At 25.2% G+C, this 19476-nt stretch carries 15 protein-coding genes; all 15 read left to right on the top strand.

Features of this window, described 5'->3' with window-relative positions; translation table 11 throughout:
* The first annotated feature begins 101 nt into the window (after positions 1–101).
* Entirely contained in the window at positions 102–548 is a 447-nt protein-coding gene (locus AC4FQ1_RS03015) for a hypothetical protein (protein ID WP_491146810.1), read from the top strand.
* A 114-nt stretch (positions 549–662) separates the two neighbouring features.
* Positions 663–1331, top strand: a complete 669-nt coding sequence (locus AC4FQ1_RS03010; RefSeq protein ID WP_491168900.1) for a PHP domain-containing protein — start codon at positions 663–665, stop codon at positions 1329–1331.
* 40 nt (positions 1332–1371) lie between these two features.
* Complete coding sequence (locus AC4FQ1_RS03005; protein WP_491168899.1) at positions 1372–2154, top strand: dimethylarginine dimethylaminohydrolase family protein; 783 nt, start codon at positions 1372–1374, stop codon at positions 2152–2154.
* A 144-nt stretch (positions 2155–2298) separates the two neighbouring features.
* The gene (locus tag AC4FQ1_RS03000; RefSeq protein ID WP_491168898.1) at positions 2299–4050 is read left to right on the top strand and encodes a C40 family peptidase; all 1752 of its coding nucleotides are present in this window, start codon (positions 2299–2301) and stop codon (positions 4048–4050) included.
* Between the two features lie 122 nt (positions 4051–4172).
* Complete coding sequence (locus AC4FQ1_RS02995) at positions 4173–5366, top strand: hypothetical protein (RefSeq protein WP_491168897.1); 1194 nt, start codon at positions 4173–4175, stop codon at positions 5364–5366.
* A gap of 191 nt (positions 5367–5557) precedes the next feature.
* On the top strand, positions 5558–7186 hold the full coding sequence (locus AC4FQ1_RS02990) for an NADH dehydrogenase subunit 6 (protein WP_491168973.1): 1629 nt from the start codon (positions 5558–5560) through the stop codon (positions 7184–7186).
* Between the two features lie 751 nt (positions 7187–7937).
* Complete coding sequence (locus tag AC4FQ1_RS02985) at positions 7938–8309, top strand: GntR family transcriptional regulator (RefSeq protein ID WP_491146815.1); 372 nt, start codon at positions 7938–7940, stop codon at positions 8307–8309.
* An 11-nt stretch (positions 8310–8320) separates the two neighbouring features.
* Complete coding sequence (locus AC4FQ1_RS02980) at positions 8321–8452, top strand: hypothetical protein (RefSeq protein WP_491168896.1); 132 nt, start codon at positions 8321–8323, stop codon at positions 8450–8452.
* 374 nt (positions 8453–8826) lie between these two features.
* Positions 8827–10914: an ATP-dependent nuclease gene (locus AC4FQ1_RS02975; protein ID WP_491168895.1), complete on the top strand. Its 2088-nt coding sequence runs from the start codon at positions 8827–8829 to the stop codon at positions 10912–10914.
* Positions 10892–12763 (top strand): UvrD-helicase domain-containing protein, encoded by a 1872-nt coding sequence (locus AC4FQ1_RS02970; protein ID WP_491168894.1) that lies wholly within the window; start codon positions 10892–10894, stop codon positions 12761–12763. The genes AC4FQ1_RS02975 and AC4FQ1_RS02970 overlap by 23 nt, the downstream gene beginning before the upstream one ends.
* A 119-nt stretch (positions 12764–12882) precedes the next feature.
* The gene (locus tag AC4FQ1_RS02965; protein WP_491168893.1) at positions 12883–16719 is read left to right on the top strand and encodes a SpaA isopeptide-forming pilin-related protein; all 3837 of its coding nucleotides are present in this window, start codon (positions 12883–12885) and stop codon (positions 16717–16719) included.
* A 163-nt stretch (positions 16720–16882) separates the two neighbouring features.
* Entirely contained in the window at positions 16883–17197 is a 315-nt protein-coding gene (locus AC4FQ1_RS02960) for a YdcP family protein (protein WP_491168892.1), read from the top strand.
* Positions 17198–17210: 13 nt separating this feature from the next.
* Complete coding sequence (locus tag AC4FQ1_RS02955; RefSeq protein ID WP_491168891.1) at positions 17211–17561, top strand: YdcP family protein; 351 nt, start codon at positions 17211–17213, stop codon at positions 17559–17561.
* 73 nt (positions 17562–17634) lie between these two features.
* The gene (locus tag AC4FQ1_RS02950; RefSeq protein ID WP_491168890.1) at positions 17635–18342 is read left to right on the top strand and encodes an HNH endonuclease; all 708 of its coding nucleotides are present in this window, start codon (positions 17635–17637) and stop codon (positions 18340–18342) included.
* A 288-nt stretch (positions 18343–18630) separates the two neighbouring features.
* On the top strand, positions 18631–19350 hold the full coding sequence (locus AC4FQ1_RS02945; RefSeq protein WP_491168889.1) for a hypothetical protein: 720 nt from the start codon (positions 18631–18633) through the stop codon (positions 19348–19350).
* The last annotated feature ends 126 nt before the right edge of the window (positions 19351–19476 follow it).

Genomic DNA, 19476 nt, shown 5'->3' with positions numbered 1-19476 from the left:
ATATACATTTGGTAAGTAAACGTTTCCTATGATAGGGATGAATATTAAAATAAACTTAAGGTAAAAATAACTTTTGTATTATTAAGTTAGGAGGAAAATATATGAGAAAACAGTTAAAAAAATACATAGTATTTATAGCCTTATTTTTAAGTATGTTTAGTATTTCTGCATCTGCTAACCAATTTAAAAATCTTATTATTATAGGAGAAGTTAAACAGGTAGAAGAATGTAAAGATACTAAAAATGTTAGAGTACTTATTGATGGATATTTAAAAGGATGCAATATATACAAAGGAAAGGTTATTCTTTTAATAAATAAAGATACTAAAATTTATACAGAGTGCAATAAACATACAAAGTGTGATTCTGTAAAGTGCGAAGTTGGAGACTATATATGTGCTTCATTAGATGAAAAGATGACTAAATCAAATCCACCTCAAGTAAATGCAAAGAAGATTTATATATCAAAAAGTAATATAAGATTAGAAAAGGAAACAGGTAGTAAAGAGGATATAGATGAAAAAGATATAAATAAAATAGAAAAATAAAAATTAACAAAAAAGCTAGAAGGAAGATGTTTCTTTATAGCTTTTTTATATGTACAATTTTATATATAGATGAATAAATTAATTGTATATGTAATTTTATAAGGAGAAATTGTTTTGAAAGGAGATTTTCACATACATTCTAGTTATTCAGATGGAGAATTATCTCCAAAAGAAATAGTTATATTAGCAAAAAGAGTTGGTTTAGATGTAATATCAATATCTGATCATAATACTGTAGATGGAGTAGAGGAAGCTATTAAGGAATCTAAAAAAGTAAATATTAAAGTTGTTCCAGCTATAGAGTTATCTACTAGATATAAAGGGAATAGAGTTCATATACTTGGATATTTTAATTCAAAAATATATAAAAATAAAAAGTTCCTAGATGGATTAAAACTTTTAAAGCTTAAAAAAATAAATGAATTTAAAAATAAAATTTTTAATGAAAAAGTCATTTCTAAGAAAAAGAGTAAAATTTCTTTAGAGGATGGAATTAAGTTTTTAAAAATGTTTAATGGTAAAGTTATATTAGCTCATCCTGTATGTTTGAGAAAAAGAATATTAAATGAAGTTTTAAAGTTTGACTTTGATGGAATAGAAGCAATACACTCTAGAAATACTATTAAAGATACAAAATACTTTTTGAATTTGGCAGAGGAAAATGGGTATATATATACAGCGGGTTCAGATTTTCATAAATTATTTGATAGTCATGATAAGCATGGGATGATAGGAAACGTTTATTTAGAATTAAAAAATATTGACAAATTATTTGGTTTTTGAAAGAATAATTAGTAATACTAGACAGAAGAGGAAGGTAAAAATGAGAGAAATAGATTATATTTTAATGAGATATCCAAGTTTTATAGATATAGATAATAATAATAGATATAGAAATAATTTTAGTAAAGAAAGGGCATTAGATAACTATAATAATTTACTTAATATATTAACTGAAGAAAATATTAAATTTAAGTTTTTAAATACAGAAAGATGTATTAGTGAGTTATTTACTAGAGATTTAGGATTTTCTTTAGGTAATATTATGTTTATATGCAATTTAAGAAATGCATCTAGAAAAAGTGAAACTAAAAAATTAATAAATTATATAGAAAGAAATAGAACAAATTACTATATATTTGAAAATAATATAGAGGGCGGGGATATTGTTATATGTGGTAATACAGTTTTTGTTGGAATAAGTCAAAGAACAACAGAAGCTGCAGTTTATGAATTAAGAGACTATGTAGAAGAAAAAAATTTAAAATATGAAATAGTTCCAATAAGATTTGATAGTGAAAATAACTTACATTTAGATTGTGTATTTAATTCTATAGATAGAAAGTCAGCAGTAGTAAGTGATTATGTATATGATATTGATGAAATAAAAAGTAGAATAAAAAATTTATATTATATATCAAAAGAGAGTGCAGATAACTTAGGGCCTAATTTTGTAGTTTTAGATAAAAAGAGAATAATAGCTACAGATATAGAAGTTACAAGAATATTAAGAAAAGCAGGTTATAAAGTTATATTTTGTGAATATGATGAAATAGTTAAATTAGGTGGGAGTGTTTGCTGTAGTACATTACCAATGAGACTTTAATTTACAAAAAATAAGTAATTTAGGTTAATAAGTTAACAAAATGTTTTAAATTGGAAAAAGAAATAAAAATTTCTTTAAAAATATGTTAAAATAAAGTAGAATTAATTTGTAAGGTGTTATACTTGGTTATATGGGAGTGATATAATGGATAAGAAAAAAATTGTGGCATTAATGCTTGCAACATCAGCTAGTGCTGGAACTATTTTACTTCATGATGGAGTTACTGCTCATGCAGATGAACATAAAGTAGGTTATGTTGTAAATGTTGAAACTAATCTTAGAGTAAGATTTAAACCAAATACAGATTCAAATATATTAGGATATTTACGTAATGGAGAAAAAGTAAATATTATTAAAAAAGTAGGAGCATGGTATGAAATTGACTTTAGAGGTCAGAAAGCTTATGCACATGGAGATTATATAAAAGAAGGTTCAAATAATTCAAGTCCAGAATCATCACAATCAGGAAAAGGAAAAGTGGTTAATGTATCATCAAGCCTTAGAATAAGAAGTGGTGCTGGAACTAATAATTCAATAGTTGGATATTTATATGAAGGAAATACTTTTGATATATTAGGAAAAAGTGGTTCATGGTATAAAATAAAGCATAATGGAATAACTGGATATGTTCATGAAGATTATGTAAGTAAAGTATCAGGAAGCAATAATAGTAGTAATAATAGTAGTAATAGTTCAAGTAATGAATCTTTAGGTGGAAAAGTTGGACAAGTAGTTAATGTATCATCAAGTCTTAGAATAAGAAGTGGTGCTGGAACTAATACTTCTGTTATTGGATATTTATATAACGGAGATAAGTTTAATATTACAGGAAAAAGTGGTGCTTGGTATAAAATAAATTCAAGAGGTACAAGTGGTTATATTCATAGTGATTATGTAAAAATAGTAGGCCAAGGAGAAGATAATTCATCAAGTAATAATAGTAGTGAAAGCAATAGCAATGTAGTTGGAAAAAGAGGACAAGTTATAAATATTTCATCTAACTTAAGAGTTAGAAATGCACCAAGTACAAGTAGCTCTGTTGTTGCGTATCTTTTATCAGGACAAACTTTTGATATATTAGGAAAAAGTGGTTCATGGTATAAAATAAAACATAACGGAACAACTGGATATGTTCATCAAGATTATGTAAAAATAGTTGGAAATTCAACAGTAGATAGTAATTCAAGTAATAATAGTAGCAGTGAGGCTTTAGGTGAATATGGAAAAGTAGTAAATGTATCAACAAGTTTAAGACTTAGACAGTCACCAAGTACAAGTAGTTCTGTTGTTGGATACTTATTCCCAGGAGAAACTTTTAAAATTACAGCAAGAAGTGGAAGCTGGTATAAAGTAAATGCAAATGGAAAAGTTGGTTATGCAAGTTCAGAATATATAAAAATAATTGATAAAAATGAAGTTAATAGTTCAGGATCTACATCAACATCAGCATCTTTTGAAACTGTGTTTAATATATTAAAACAACAGATAGGATCTCCATATATATGGGGAGGTAAAGGGGAAATAATAACACATGACAGTTTGAAAATGTTTAAAAATATGTTCCCTGATGCAGCAGCTGCTGGAAAATATAATATACCTTCTAAATATATAAATAATGGATATAGAGCATTTGATTGTTCAGGATTATTATATTGGGGATTTAGACAAATTGGAATAAATATTGGAGGATCAACATATTCACAAATAAATGCTGGTAGAGAAGTATCATTAAATGATGTAAGACCAGGTGATTTATTATTTTATGGAAATCTTCAACATGTTGGTATGTATATAGGAAATGGTCAATGGATTGAAGCTCCAAAATCACATGATTATGTTAAAATAGCAAGTGTTCCTTGGAGCCGTATAGGTAGAGCAAGAAGAATATTAAATTAAAATATTAAGCTTAGTTTTGTAAATAAAAAACTAAGCTTTTTTCATATATAAATATGGAAAAAAATTACATTAGAATATATAATATTGTGTAAGGGAATGTTTTTAAATTAAGGGGGATAAATATGGGGAATAAAATTGCATTAATAGGTTTTAATAATATTACAAAAAAGCTTTTATCTAATAAAAATATAGAAATATCAAAAATTTTAGTTAAAAATATTAATTCAATAAAGGAGTATGATATTAGTTTATTAGAAGATATTTTAATTACAAATATAAATGAAATACTAAAAGATGATGACATAAATTTAGTTGTGTATTTAGAGGAAAGTATTTTAACTTTAGATAATTTAATAAAATGTATAGAGAGTAGAAAGCATTTAATTATTTTAGAAAATAGTCTAAATTATAAAGATTATAAATTATTAAAAAAGATAGGTAATAAATTAAATGTTACTGTAAAATATAGTATAGATTCTTTAATTGATGGATTAAATTTTGATAAAAATAAAATAATTAGTATTTTTGGTATATTAGATAATATATCTAATAATATAATTAATATAATGGAAAATAATAACATAGATTTAATTGATGCAATAAATACTTATAAGAATAATTATAGTGAAAAATTTGATTTATTAAAACATATTGAAGGGGAATATTCAAAAAATAAGTTAAAATTTATTTCATCAAATGTATTAAATATTGATATTGAAGATGAAGAAATATATATTGAAGGTATAGAAAATATAAGTAAATTAGATATTGAATATGCTGAAAAGTTTAATATGGCCATAAGGCTTTTAAGTATATTAAAATTTAAAAATAATAAATTAGAATTTAAAGTACATCCTTGTCTTATCTCAAAAAACAATAAATTATGCAATATATTAAAGAATGAAATTGGGTTATTAATTAATCATAAAGATTATGGTAATTTTATGATTTGTAATGAAATAGAAAATGATAAAATAAAAGCAGAATTAATTATAAATAATATAAAAAATATTAATTTAAATAATATAAAAAATAAAAATATTAATTTTAGAAATATTGAAGGTACTTATAACAAATATTATATAAGAATAAATATAAATAAAAATATTATAGGAAGTGTAATATCTATTTTAGGAGAATATGATATAAATATAGAGCATATAGAAAGTAGTTTTATAGATGATAATATTAGTAGTGTCATAATAATTACTGATAAATGCAAAGAAATACAAATAATTGATGCAATAGATTATATATATGAGTTAAGAAAATCTATAAAAATAAAAAATATAATAAGAATAGAAAATTTTGAATAATAGCTATGTTATCTAAATGATAACATAGCTATTATTTTTTTTTATATATTTTAAAAAAATAATGAATAAATTTTATTAATATATAGTATTTAATATTACATTATGATATAATTGTAACAATATAATAAAAGGAGGAATATACCATGAATGGTAGAGGTGATTTTGAAGATATATTTGAAAATATATCTAAAATGAAAAATGCAAAAAATAGTTTTACGGAAAATATTAAAAATAAAACTGCTAAATTTAATCAATTTTTAAAATGGCTTTTAATTGCTTATTTATTATTGGGGGTAATATTATTATTTCAAAGTAAGCTTATACTTGATTTATCATTAAGTTTTTTTGTATTAATACTTCCCTTTATAGTTTGTAGCATAATTTATGGAGTTACACATTTTAGTAAAAAATACATTATGTCAGGAGTTATTGTATTTTTAATATATGTAGGACTTATGGTATTTTTTAGTCCAGTTATAAGTTATAAAAATCATAGAAATTTAATTGGACCAGTTGAATCAGTTGAATTTTCAAGTCAAATAGATCACATAGATTTAAAACAACTTCCTACAATAGATAAAGAGCTAGCAGATAAATTAGCTGACAAAAAACTTGGTGAAATACCAAGCCTTGGAAGCCAAGTTTATGTAGGTGATTTAACTCTTCAAAGTGTAAATGGAGAACTTTGTTATGTAGCACCTCTTGAACATTCATCACTTTTTAAATGGTTATCAAACATGGAAGGAACTGCGGGGTATGTAAAGGTTAGTGCAACTAATCAAAATGATGTACAGCTTGTAACAGAACTTGATGGAAAACCATTAAAGATAAAATATTTAGATTCAGCATATCTATTTTCAGATTTAAATAGAGCAGCTTTTTTAAGGGACATGAAGAAAGCCCATACAGATTATACTTTTGAATTAGATGATAGTGGAAAGCCATACTGGGTAATAACAAGATATGATAATGCTATTGGAATTACAGAATATAAAGCAATAGGTGCTTTAATAATTGATGCACAAAGTGGTAAGTCAGAAGTTTATGATATAGATAATATGCCAAAATGGGTTGATAGAATACAACCAGATAGATTTATAAAAAATTATATTGATAAATGGGGTACATTAGTTCATGGAGTATTTAATTTTAGTGATAAAGATAAATTATTATCAACAGATGGAATGAATCTTATTTATAACAAAAATGAATGTTATTATTATACTGGTATAACTTCTGTTGGAAATGATGAGGGATTAGTAGGGTTTACTTTAACTAACACTAGAACTGGAAAAACAACTATGTATAAAACATCAGGTGCAACTGAAACAGCTGCAATGAAGTCCGCTGAAGGAAAAGTTCAGCAATATAAATATACAGCTACATTCCCTTATTTAATAAATATTCAGAATGAACCAACGTATTTTATGACATTAAAAGATGCAAATGGATTAGTTAAAAATTATGCTATGGTTAATGTTAAAAATTACAATACTGTTGCAGTTGGAGATTCTCTTCAAGCAACATTAAATAAATATTTAGAAGTTTTAACTAACACAAACATTTCTTTGGAAGGAAGTAATAGCGCTAAAGTTATAGAAGGAGAAATAGAAAGAATAGGTCTTGTTATAAAAGAAGGAACTAGTATATATGATATTAAGCTTAAAGGTTCAGATAATATATATTCAGTATCAACAGAAACAGCTAGAGAAGTAGCTTTAAGTAGTGTTGGTGATAAGGTCAAAATAGAGTATATGAATGTAGGAGACAGTAAATATATAATAGTAAATTCATTTACTAACGGAAAAATAAATAAATAATATTAATTTTGAAAAAGTCTATGTGAATATTTCGCATAGACTTTTTTATAAATTAAATATTAACTAATTTATTATATTTATAAATAATTTAATAATAGAAGAATTAATAGATATCTTAATATAGAGACAGTAATACATGGAGTTTTTGCAAAGTCAAATTTATTTGTTAATGCATTCGTATTTGCGAAAGCCTGTATAGTCTCACTCATTACAAGTCCGAATTTTGATGATGCAAATAAAATTACATAATAAAATTTTAATATTTATATTAAATGTTATAAAATAATTGAACAATACTATAGTATAGTTTGTACAACAATCATTATTAAATCAAAAAGCTCCCATAATTTTAAGTTTATAAGATCCATTTTAAGAGTCATTTATAAAAAGAATGAAAGACTAATTCTACCTATTACTTCAATATAATTTTTTCCTTTGTGTAAAATTCAAATTGCTATTGCTACTAAATTTTAAATAGTAATATTAAAACCTAAATGTAACTTATAATAAGATTGGTATAAATTATATTTAATCATAATATAAATTGATTTTATTAAGATTTACATTTGATTTACCTGTTAATATAGCAATATATTTTAAGATGTATGCAATAAATGAAATATGTTTATTCATTTAAGTATAATACTGTAATGTAATACTGAAAGTTTGTAAAAATAATTGACAAAATTATTCAATGTGCATATACTGTATATAAAGGATATATACAGTATATATAAAGAGGGGTGAAAATTTGAACATAATAATTTCGAATACTTTAGGAATACCAATATATGAACAAATAGCAAAAGAGATTAAAAATGAAATAATATCAGGAAATTTAAAAGAAAATGAATTACTTCCATCAATAAGAAGTTTAGCAGCAGAACTTAGAGTTAGTGTTATTACTACAAAAAGAGCTTATGAGGAACTTGAAAGAGATGGATATATATACACAATTAGAGGAAAGGGGTCGTATGTTGCAGAGCAAAATAGAGAATTTTTAAAAGAGGCAAAGCTTAAAGAAATTGAAGATAAATTTATTGAAGCAATTAATATTTCAAATAGCATAGGGTTAGAATTTGATGAATTAATAGAAATACTTAAAACATTAAAAGAAATTTAAGGAGAGTTTTTATGGAAAATTATGATAATATATTAGAGTTAAAAAATGTCATTAAAAATTACAAATATTTTTCGTTAAAGGATATAACCTTTAATCTACCAAAAGGAATGGTAATGGGATTAATTGGACCAAATGAACCGTAAAGGTATAGATAATAAAAAAATAAAATCTATAATCACATTAAAAAGTCATTTGTGTACACAGATGACTTTTTTAGTGAAATAAAAGAATTTATGCCTATGTAGATAGCTTATTTGTTTAAGTTTAGTACGATTTTATTAAATTTAAATTATAAAAATAGATATTGAGTTTATATATTATATATCCAACACCTATATATAATACATGTTCTAAATAAAAAATTAAAGTATTTAAAAAATTTTTGTAATATTGAATAATAGAATTATTTTTATTAGTATAATAATAGAAAAAATTCAGGAAAAGATGTATAATAAAGGGAAAAATACAGAGTAAAAAAACATAAGATATGTATTGGGTTTGGGGGAGGAAAACCATTATGCAATTAACAAAAATAATTCTTAGTAACTATAGGTGTTTTGGAAAAGAACCGACAACTATTGAGATCAATAATTTAACTGGATTCATAGGTCATAATAGTAGTGGTAAAACTGCTTTATTAAGTGCACTTATAAAACTTTTCGGAGAAAAATCTAGTGATAGAATTATTGAAAGATCAGATTTCCATATACCTGAAAGCACTGATCCGGATAGTGTTGATATGAATGAATTATATATTGAAACACAATTTGAATTTCCTGAATTGGAGAGGGATGAAGATAACTTATCGATACCAGTATTTTTTAAAAACATGGTTGTTAACGAACCGGGAGGAAAACCTTATTTAAGGATTAGGCTTGAGGCAAGTTGGGAAAAAAGTTCAAATCCTGAAGGGAGTATTGACTCGAATATATACTATATAACGTCTACAACAGAGGACATAAATCCTGAAGATAAGCGTAATATTAAAAGACATGATCTTGATCAGATAAAGATTATTTATGTACCTGCTATTAGAAAGCCAGATGAACAATTAAGAAATGTATCAGGGACAATAATTTCAAGATTACTGAATGGTATAAGTTGGTCAGAACAAACTAAAACAAAAATTAAAACGAAAGCAAATGAAACTGAGAAAATTTTCTTTGAAGAAAGAGGGGTCGAATCTTTAAAGAAATCATTAGAAACTCAATGGAATAGTTATCATAAAGATATTAGATACTCAAATCCAAAGATAAACTTTAATAGTACTGATTTAGAAACAATTTTAAAGAAAGTGGAAGTAACTTTTTCACCTACAGAGACACATCGGGACTATCGTGTTGAAGAACTTGGGGATGGTTTACGTTCTTTATTTTATCTTTCGCTTGTAAATACATTTTTAGAAATTGAAGAAGAAATTCTAAAATCTATTAATGATGACAAAGAAGAAGAGATATTTACATTAATACCACCTGTGTTAACGATTGTTGCAGTTGAAGAGCCAGAAAATCATATTTCACCTCATCTTTTAGGAAGAGTAGTTGAAAAATTGAATCTTATTTCTAAAAAAGAAAACTCACAAACAATATTGACATCACATTCACCAGCTATAGTGAAAAGAATTGAACCAACAGATATAAGATATTTTAGAATTTGTAAGGAACATGAATGTACAAAAGTGAAGTCAATTATATTACCAAATAAAGAAAAGGAATCAGAACAATTTAAATTTGTAAAGGAAGCAGTATTAGCATATCCTGAACTTTATTTTGCAAAACTTGTTGTATTAGGTGAAGGTGACAGTGAAGAGATTATTATTAAAAAGATGATTGAATTAAAAGCAAAATCTGTAGATTCATCAGAAATTTCAATAGTACCATTAGGTGGTAGGCATGTTAATCATTTTTGGCGTTTATTAAATGATTTAGAAATTCCATATATCACATTATTAGATTTAGATAGAGAACGAGATGGAGGTGGTTGGGGACGTATAAAGTATGCAATACAACAATTGATAAAGATTGGTCGTGATAAGAATGTATTACTTGATAAAAAGGATGGAATTTTACAAGATAATGAATTTAAAGAGATGCATACTTGGGATGTAACTGATACTGAAAATATGTCTGAATGGATTAAAAAGCTTAAAAAGTATGATGTTTATTTTTCAAATCCATTAGATATAGATTTTGCAATGTTACAAAGCTTTAAAGATAAATATATTTCAGCATTAGCAAGTAGTGAAGGGCCTAGAATAAAAGACTATGGTAAAATACAGAATATTGAAATTAATGAAAATACTGAATCTAAATTAAAAACTGATTATCAAGCTAGAATAGTTAGCGATATTAAATCAACATTAAAACAAGAAGGTGGCGATGGATCTACCTATACTAAAGAAGAGAAAGAACTTATGATATGGTATTCGTATTTCTTTTTAGGAAGAGGTAAACCAACTACTCATTTATCTTTATTTTCAAATAATACTGATTTAGATTTTGAAAGTTTTCCAGAATGTCTAAAGGAGTTTGTAAATAGAGTTATTGAAAAGATGATAGATGATTTAGGGGATGAAGAAGATAATGAAGAGGAATTGGATTGTTAAGGAAGAGTGGCATCCAGCATCAGGATTTAAATTAGAAGTTGAGGCGATGAATACAGTTATTAATGATAAAAATACACTTGTTGTAGCTGGTCCTGGAGCGGGAAAAACAGAATTATTAGCACAGAGAGCTTGCTTTTTGTTAGAGACTAATACATGTAAATATCCTAAAAAAATCCTTGCTATTAGTTTTAAAAAGGATGCTGCTGATAATTTAAAAGAGCGTGTAGAATTAAGATGTGGCAAAGAATTAGCTTTAAGATTTGAATCAAAGACATATGATGCTTTTGCAAAAGAAATCGTAGATAGATTTAGAAATAGTTTAGATGAAAAGTATAGACCTTTAAATAATTACAATATAGCTACAAATGGTGATGTTAGAAGAGCATTTGAGATATCAGGATTAAATTTCAGAGGAAATCAAACTGAATTTAATAAATTATATGGAAATAAATTATCGATAAATAAATTGCCTTTACATACAAATTTTGTAGATAAGATTTTTATAGATGCTTGGAATGTACTACTTAAAGGTAAAGAAGATAATAATTTTGAAAGTTCACTTACTTTTGAAATGATATCACGCTTAGCAGAATATTTGATAAGAACCAATAGGTATATTAAAAAAGCAATTGAAATGACTTATAGTCATGTGTTTTTAGATGAGTTTCAAGATACTACATCTATTCAATATGATCTTGTTAAAGCCTGTTTTTTTAAAACAGAAACAATAATTACTGCTGTTGGTGATGGTAAACAACGAATTATGTTATGGGCTGGTGCTAGAAAATCAATATTTGAAGATTTTCAAAATGATTTTTTAAGTCAAAAAAGAACATTAATTATGAACCATCGTTCAGCGCCAAGACTTGTAGAGATTCAAAAAGCAATGTATAACAGATTCAATGAAGATGCAATTGATTTAAAAACTAATGAAAAGTGGAATCATGAAGATGGAGAAGCTTATTTAAGACTTTTTGAGGATTATATAAAAGAAGCTGATATACTTAGTGAAGAAATAGTCGGATTGATAGAAAGCGGAATAAAAATTAATGAAATATGTATATTAGTAAAGCAGAGCGTAGATATTTATTCAAAAGAGATTATACATAAACTTTCTGAATGTAATATTAAGGCACGTAATGAAGCAGTATATCAGGAACTATTAAAAGAAGATATAATAAAGATACTTGTTTCGCTTTTTAGGTTGTCATTAAATGACAGAAGCCCTGATGATTGGGATTATATTTACGATATTCTAGGTGAATTATATGGAATAGATGAAGTTTATAATCCAAAAGTATTAAATGATTTTATTACCAAAGTGGAATTAATGATTAATGATATCAAAGTAAATTTAAATATTACTGATGAAAAACAGTTCTCAGATTTAGTTGATTCTAAGGTTGAGTATATTTCATACGAAAAATTTGCATCAAAGTTTCAACAATATAAATCTAAAGATTATTTTGATGATTTGGTAGATAAATTTAAAAAGCTAGTATGGAGTGAATATAATGAAACTAAGGATTGGATTAAAGCGATTGATAACTTTGAAGGGAAAAATTCAATTCCAATAATGACAATTCATAAAAGCAAAGGACTTGAATATGATACTATCTTTTTTGTTGGTTTAGAAGACTCAGCATTTTGGAATTTTAAAAATCAACCAGATGAAGATAGATGTGCATTTTTTGTTGCATTATCAAGAGCTAAAAGAAGAATTGATTTTACATTTAGTTTAGATAGACCAGCAGGATTTTCGAATTCGCAGACGCATGATTGTATTAATGAATTCTACGAATTATTTGATGATACTAAGATTGTAAAAAGGATAGAGTATTGTGATTAAGATTATGAAAAATTTAGTATATTATATTTTAAGATATTAGTTATATGAGTAGACATTGAATTTATATATTCGATGTCTATTTTTTATATAAAAATATATTGAAGAAAGGATGATAGTTAATGAAGAAAAAGTTCAAAGCATCTAAAAGAATTTTAAGTTTTATTATGGTTTTTATAACTATAATTACTACTATACTTACATCATCGGTTTCAGTTTATGCTAGTGAGTTGGATATGAGTGAACATACAGGATTTAATTATTTAGGTATTAGTCCAATTACAGGAAGAAAAATTAATCATAATATTTATCGTATGAAAATGGATAATAAAGTTGTATTTTGTGTAGAACCAGGAATTAAAACAGCAAGTGGAGGAGGATATATATCAGAGGAGTATATAAATTCAAAGAAAGATATATTATCTAAGATAGCTTACTATGGATATACAGATACAAATAAATCAAAATATGACTATGCATTAACTCAAATAATTATATGGGAGGAGTTAGGAGATAAATTTATATCTACAACACTTCCCAATTATCATAAAAGAAAAGCTGAAATACTTGAAAAGGTAAATAGACATAATATATTACCTTCATGGAATAATGAAAAAGTTGGAGTTAGAAGTGGAGAAACAATTGAATTACAAGATAAGAATGGAATTGTTAGAGAAATGAAGTTAGAATCAAATAATACGGGAACAAATATAGTGCTTGAAGAAAATACTTTAAAAATTACAGCAAATGAAAAATCGACTTCTGGAGTTATTAGCTATAGAAAAATTCCAGAAAATGAGGTTGGAACATCAATAGTCTATCGTAAGCCTAACTATCAAAGCTTAGCAGAGTTTCATATGGAAAGTTCAATGAGTGCAAATTTAAATATAAATGTAATCAAGTTAGGAAATATTAAAGTAAAAAAGGTTGATGAAGATACAGGAAAGGCATTAGCAAATACTAAGCTTAAATTTGAGTATGATGGTAAGGGTAAAGAGATTATAACAGATTCAAATGGGATTGCAAGTATAGAAGATATACCAGCAGGAACAAATGTAACAATATCAGAAGTGACAGCACCAAATGGATATTTTAATAAAGGTGAAATTAAAAAAGTTGTTATTGAAGCAAATAAAACTATAGAAGTTACATTAGGAAATAAAGAACAGTTAGGTAATGTAATACTTAGTAAGAGGGGAAAAGACTTTGGAACAGAAATGCCTAATGATAGTTATAAATTAGAAGGGGCAATTTATAGTATTTATAATGAAAATGATCAAAAGATAACTACTATGACGACAGATAAATTCGGGAAGGCAACATCAGAAAATATAAAGCTTGGCAAGTTTTATGCACTTGAAGAAAAGGCTCCAGAGGGATATTTAATAAGTAAAGAAAAAATACCATTTGAATTAAAATATGCTGGACAAACTGTAGAAGTAATATCAACATCTATTAGTCAAAAAGATACAGAACAAAAAGGAAAAGCAATATTAATTAAAGAAGATGAAAAAACTGGATCAATACCTCAAGGAAGTGCAAAACTTGATGGTGCAGTTTATGAATTAAGAAAATCAAATAATGATGAGTTAGTTGAAACAGTAACGATTAAAGGTGGAAAAGCAAAAGTAGAAAATTTATATCTTGGTAAGTATTATTGGATTGAAAAGAAAGCTCCCGAAGGATATTTATTAGATACTACTAAACATTATTTTGAAATAAGTTACGCAGGTGAAAATGTAGAAACAGCTATAAAAGAAACACTAGTAAAAGAGAAAGTAATTACAGGTGGATTTGATTTAATAAAGTTTGGAGAATATGATTGGAAAGAAAAAATAAAAAATATTTTCAAAACAAAAAATAAAGAAATAAAATCTTTAAAAGATGTAGAGTTTTCTGTATTTAGTGATACAACAGGAAAGTTAGTTAAAACAGGATATACAGATGAGAAAGGATATTTAAAATTTGAAGGATTACCTTACGATACTTATACAGTAAAAGAAACTAAAACACCAGAAGGATATATTGCATCAAAAGATTTTAAAGTAACAGTAAAAAAACAAAATGAAACACATCATTATGCAATACAGAATAGAGTAATTGAAGAAAAATTGAAAGTTGTAAAGATGGATTCAGAAACTAAGAATATAATACCAGTAAAGGGGGCTGAATTTAAAATAAAAAGCTTGCAAACTGGAGACTTTATAACAATGCCTAAAAATAATGAAGATGAAAAAAATGATACGTTCTATACAAGTGATGAAGGATATTTAATAACACCAGAAGCATTGTCATATGGGGAATATGAATTAATAGAAGTTAAAGCTCCAAAGGATTATGTATTAGCAAAAGATCCTATACATTTTAAAGTAGATGGTTCATCAAATGGGATTATTGAAATAAGATTTGAGAATACATCACAAAAAGGTATTGTTGAATTTACAAAGAAAGGACAAGTACCTAAAGATATAAAAATAGAAGAAACGAAATATGGGAAATTACATGAGATAATATATGAATATAAAACTTTAGAAAATGTAACCTATGACATTATAGCAAAAGAAGATATTATTACAAATGATGGAACTATACACTTTAAGAAAGGTGATGTTGTAGAAACACTTACAACTGATGAAAAAGGGAAATGGAAATCATCAGAATTGTATCTAGGAAAATATCAAGCTATTGAAAAGAGTGCTCCAAATGGATACATAATATCTTCAAATCCGATAGAATTTGAATTAAGTTATTCAGGTCAGCTAGTTGAATTAACTAAAACTAGTCTTACAGCAAATAATGATTTTCAATCTTTATTAGTTAATATATTCAAAAATGAAGAAAAAATTGAAGGATGGAAAGATAACAAACCTGTAATAAAAGATATTAAAGGTAATGGTAAGATATTTGGAATATTCACTAGAAAAGAAAAAGAGATATTTAATAATATTAAGATTCCAGAAAATTCAATGGTAGGGATTAAAGACGTTAAAGATGGAGTTGCTGAATTAAATATAAAATTACCAGAAGGTAAATATTATTTAAAAGAAATAGATTCAGGAGAAAATCATATTTTAAATGAGAAAGAATATGATTTTGAATTTAACTCAACCAATAATGATAAGGAAGTAAAAATTAATATTTATGAAGATGGTGTAGACTTTGGAAATAAGAATGAAAATATAAAACCAATATTAAATAAACTTCAATTAAATAGCTTTAAAATAAAAAAGATTAATGAAAAAGCTATAAAGAATAAAAGAAATGGATTTAGCTTTGAGTTTACTGAATTAGGTAAAGGGGCTAAGTTTATATTAGAAGATAAAAAAGGAGATATAATACAAGAATTAACAATAGGAAAAGACTCAATAGGCGAATTTAACAATATACCAGTAGGAACATTTTATTTAAAAGAAAAAGAAACATCTAATGATAAATATATATTATCTAATAAAGTAATACGTATTGAATCAACAAAAGAATGGGTAAAAGCCTTTGATGAAGATAATAATTTAATTTCAGAAAAGAATAATAATGAAAATAAAATCTTACTTGAGATTAAAAATGAATTAATTAAAGGAGGAGCTAAGTTAATTAAGACTGATTTAGTAACAGGGGAAGCTTTACCTAATACAGGAATTAGAATATTAGATGAAGATAAAAATATTTTAATAGAAGGGAAAACAGATGATAAAGGTATATATTATTTTGATAATTTACCTAAGGGAATATATTACTTCCAAGAGTATGAAGCACCTAAAGGTTATCAAATTGATGAAACACCAATGAAGTTTGAAATAAAGGAAAATGGTGAAGTTATAACTTGTAAAATGACTAATAAGAAAATTCAGGAAGTATCTATACCTAAAACAGGAGATTACAATAGTATTATTTTATATGGAATAGTATTGCTAGCATCAGGAACATTATTATTAAAAATTAGACGTAAAAAAGATAAATAGAAGTATGTGAATGCCAGATACAAATAAGTATCTGTTTTTTTATACAAATTTTTAGATAGGATAGAGGAAGTATGAATTATAAATTAGTGTTTATTAGATTGCCAACACTTAAAAGTATTAATTTAAAGAATTATATAATTTTAGAAAAGAGAGGTAAATGATTATGAAATTAAAACATATTATTCCTAATATGGAGAAGACTTTTGGAAAATTAGAGTATGCAGGAGAAGGAGATGTTGAACAAAGAAGAATAAATGGAAAAATGACAGTTATATCTAGATCATATAATCTTTATTCTGATATACAAAGAGCAGATGACATAGTTGTTGTTTTACCAGCTAATGCAGGGGAGAAGGCTTTTGAAGTTGAAGAAAAGGTAAAGTTAATAAATCCTAAAATTATAGCAGAAGGATATAAAATAGGAACTCGTGGTTTTACAAATTATATTTTATTAGCAGATGATATAGTAAAGGCTTAAGGAGGATAAGATTATGAGATTAGCAAATGGAATAGTTATAGATAAAGAAAAAACATTTGGAATGTTAAAATTTTCTGCATTAAGAAGAGAAGTACGTGTTCAAAATGATGATGGAACGCCATCAAATGAGATTAAAGAACGTACTTATGATTTAAAGAGTAGGGGACAAGGAAGAATGATACAAGTTAGTATACCTGCATCAATACCTTTAAAAGAATTTGATTATAATACAGAAGTGGATATAATTAATCCAGTTGCAGATACAGTGGCTACAGCTAATTTTAATGGTACTGATGTGGATTGGTATATTAAAGCAGATGATATAGTATTAAAAAATAAGATAAATAATTTAGGTAAAAAATAAATATTTCATTTGTGCATCTAGTAGTATTATAATTTATATATAGTATATTAATTTATACTATATATAAATAAAAATGAAAGAAGATGGTAAAATGTCGTTTCCTGAGAAAATTAAAACAGAAGTTTTATTAAAATGTAAAAGGTATTGTTGCTATTGTGAAGAATACAAAGGACGAGATATAGAAGTTCATCATATTATTCAAAAGGCTGATGGAGGAGAAGATACATTTGATAATGCTATTCCACTTTGTTTTGATTGTCATAGTGAAATAGGCAGTTATAATCCTCGTCATCCTAAAGGAAATAGATTTAGAGTAGATGAATTAAAAAAAATTAGAGATGATTTTTATATAAATATAGCAACGATCCCAAGAAAGACAGATAATATTTCGGAAAATGATAAAGAATTATTAAATGAACTAAAAAATGACTATACAGAAATAATAGAATATGCTATAAGAACAGATTTTTCATCAGAATTAGTAGAAATAAATTATAGTGATGATATTTATTATTTAGAATATGAAAAATGGTCAAGAAAAAAGTATGTTTTTAACAATAAAAATTTAGAAAATCTTAAATGTGAAATATTAGAAACTTTGGAAGGATTAAGATATTACTTGTCTGATACTTATTTACGTTACCATGAAAATAGTGGAAAATTAATTTTTAAGAATCAATCTGTAGAAGAAGGAACTAGATTAAGAGAAGAGTTTCAACCAGAAACAAAAAAAATAAGATATCAATTAAAAAATTTGCTTCAACAATTATATATGTATTGATTAGAATGCAATTAATATTTAAAACAGTAGACTTACAAAAATTTATTGCTTTCTATCTTACTACAAATGTTAGAAAAATGAAGTTTTATAAATATAGAAGAAATCGGATAAAAGCCAGTGATAAATCACTGGTTTTTTGTTTTTCAGAAGGTGTATTTTAGATCCTAAAAATACTTGACTAAAATTAGTTATATTAAATGTTTATTATAAAAAATACAATATGGTATTTGTTCATTATTATTAAAAATGGTATAATGTTCCTATAAAAGTATATAGGAGAGAATTTATATGATTAAAAAAAAGGAGAATATAGAACTTCAAAAATTAATTACATTTGAAGGGCAATTCAAACATAAAAATAAATTGTGTTTTATATTTTTTATCATTTTAATAGGAGCGTCTATTGTAGGAGTTGTTCTTATTAATAATAGCTTATCAACTTTTATATCATCTTGTGTCATTGGATTATCTTGTAGTTATATTACTGGATGGTATATATCATATTTAGCAGATAAGCAAACTGCTTGTTTGTTAGAAATCGATTATAAAATAAGCAAGATAGATGAATTTATTAATAAGTGTAAATTTGAAACTAATATATATAGTTATAGTTCAATAGAACATCCAAAACAAATAAATATATATAATTTAAGTAGTGAATATTCCAAAGGGTACTTTGCATGTTTAGTTCGTATGAGTGAAGTATTCAGTTCTATTTCAGAGTGTGATATTTGGGATTTTAGTAATATACATGTTAAATTTTATACAGATGATTCTAATTATGAAGAATTAACATTAAGTGAATTTAAAGACCATTTAATTAATTATTTTGAAGAACAACGTGAAAAACATAATAATATTAATTTGTCAGTAATTCAATGTAATAATATGTTTATGAATGCAATGACAGTAATTAGAGAGTTAAATAAAATAAAAAAAGAATTGATAGAAGAAAAGGAAAATATAATTTTTAATAAGAAAACTAAAGAAAAATGTAATCAAATATAGAAAATATATTTAAATAACCAGTAAATTTATTAAAAAAATAATGTTGATTTAAAGTAATTAAAAATATGATAGAAATTTGAAACAGTAGATTTATAAAAATTTACTGTTTTTTATTTAGAAGGAGGA

The organism is Clostridium sp. TJA020 (assembly GCF_058310295.1).
Note: the sequence above shows the minus strand (reverse complement) of the source record. Positions and strands in the feature narration are given on the sequence as shown.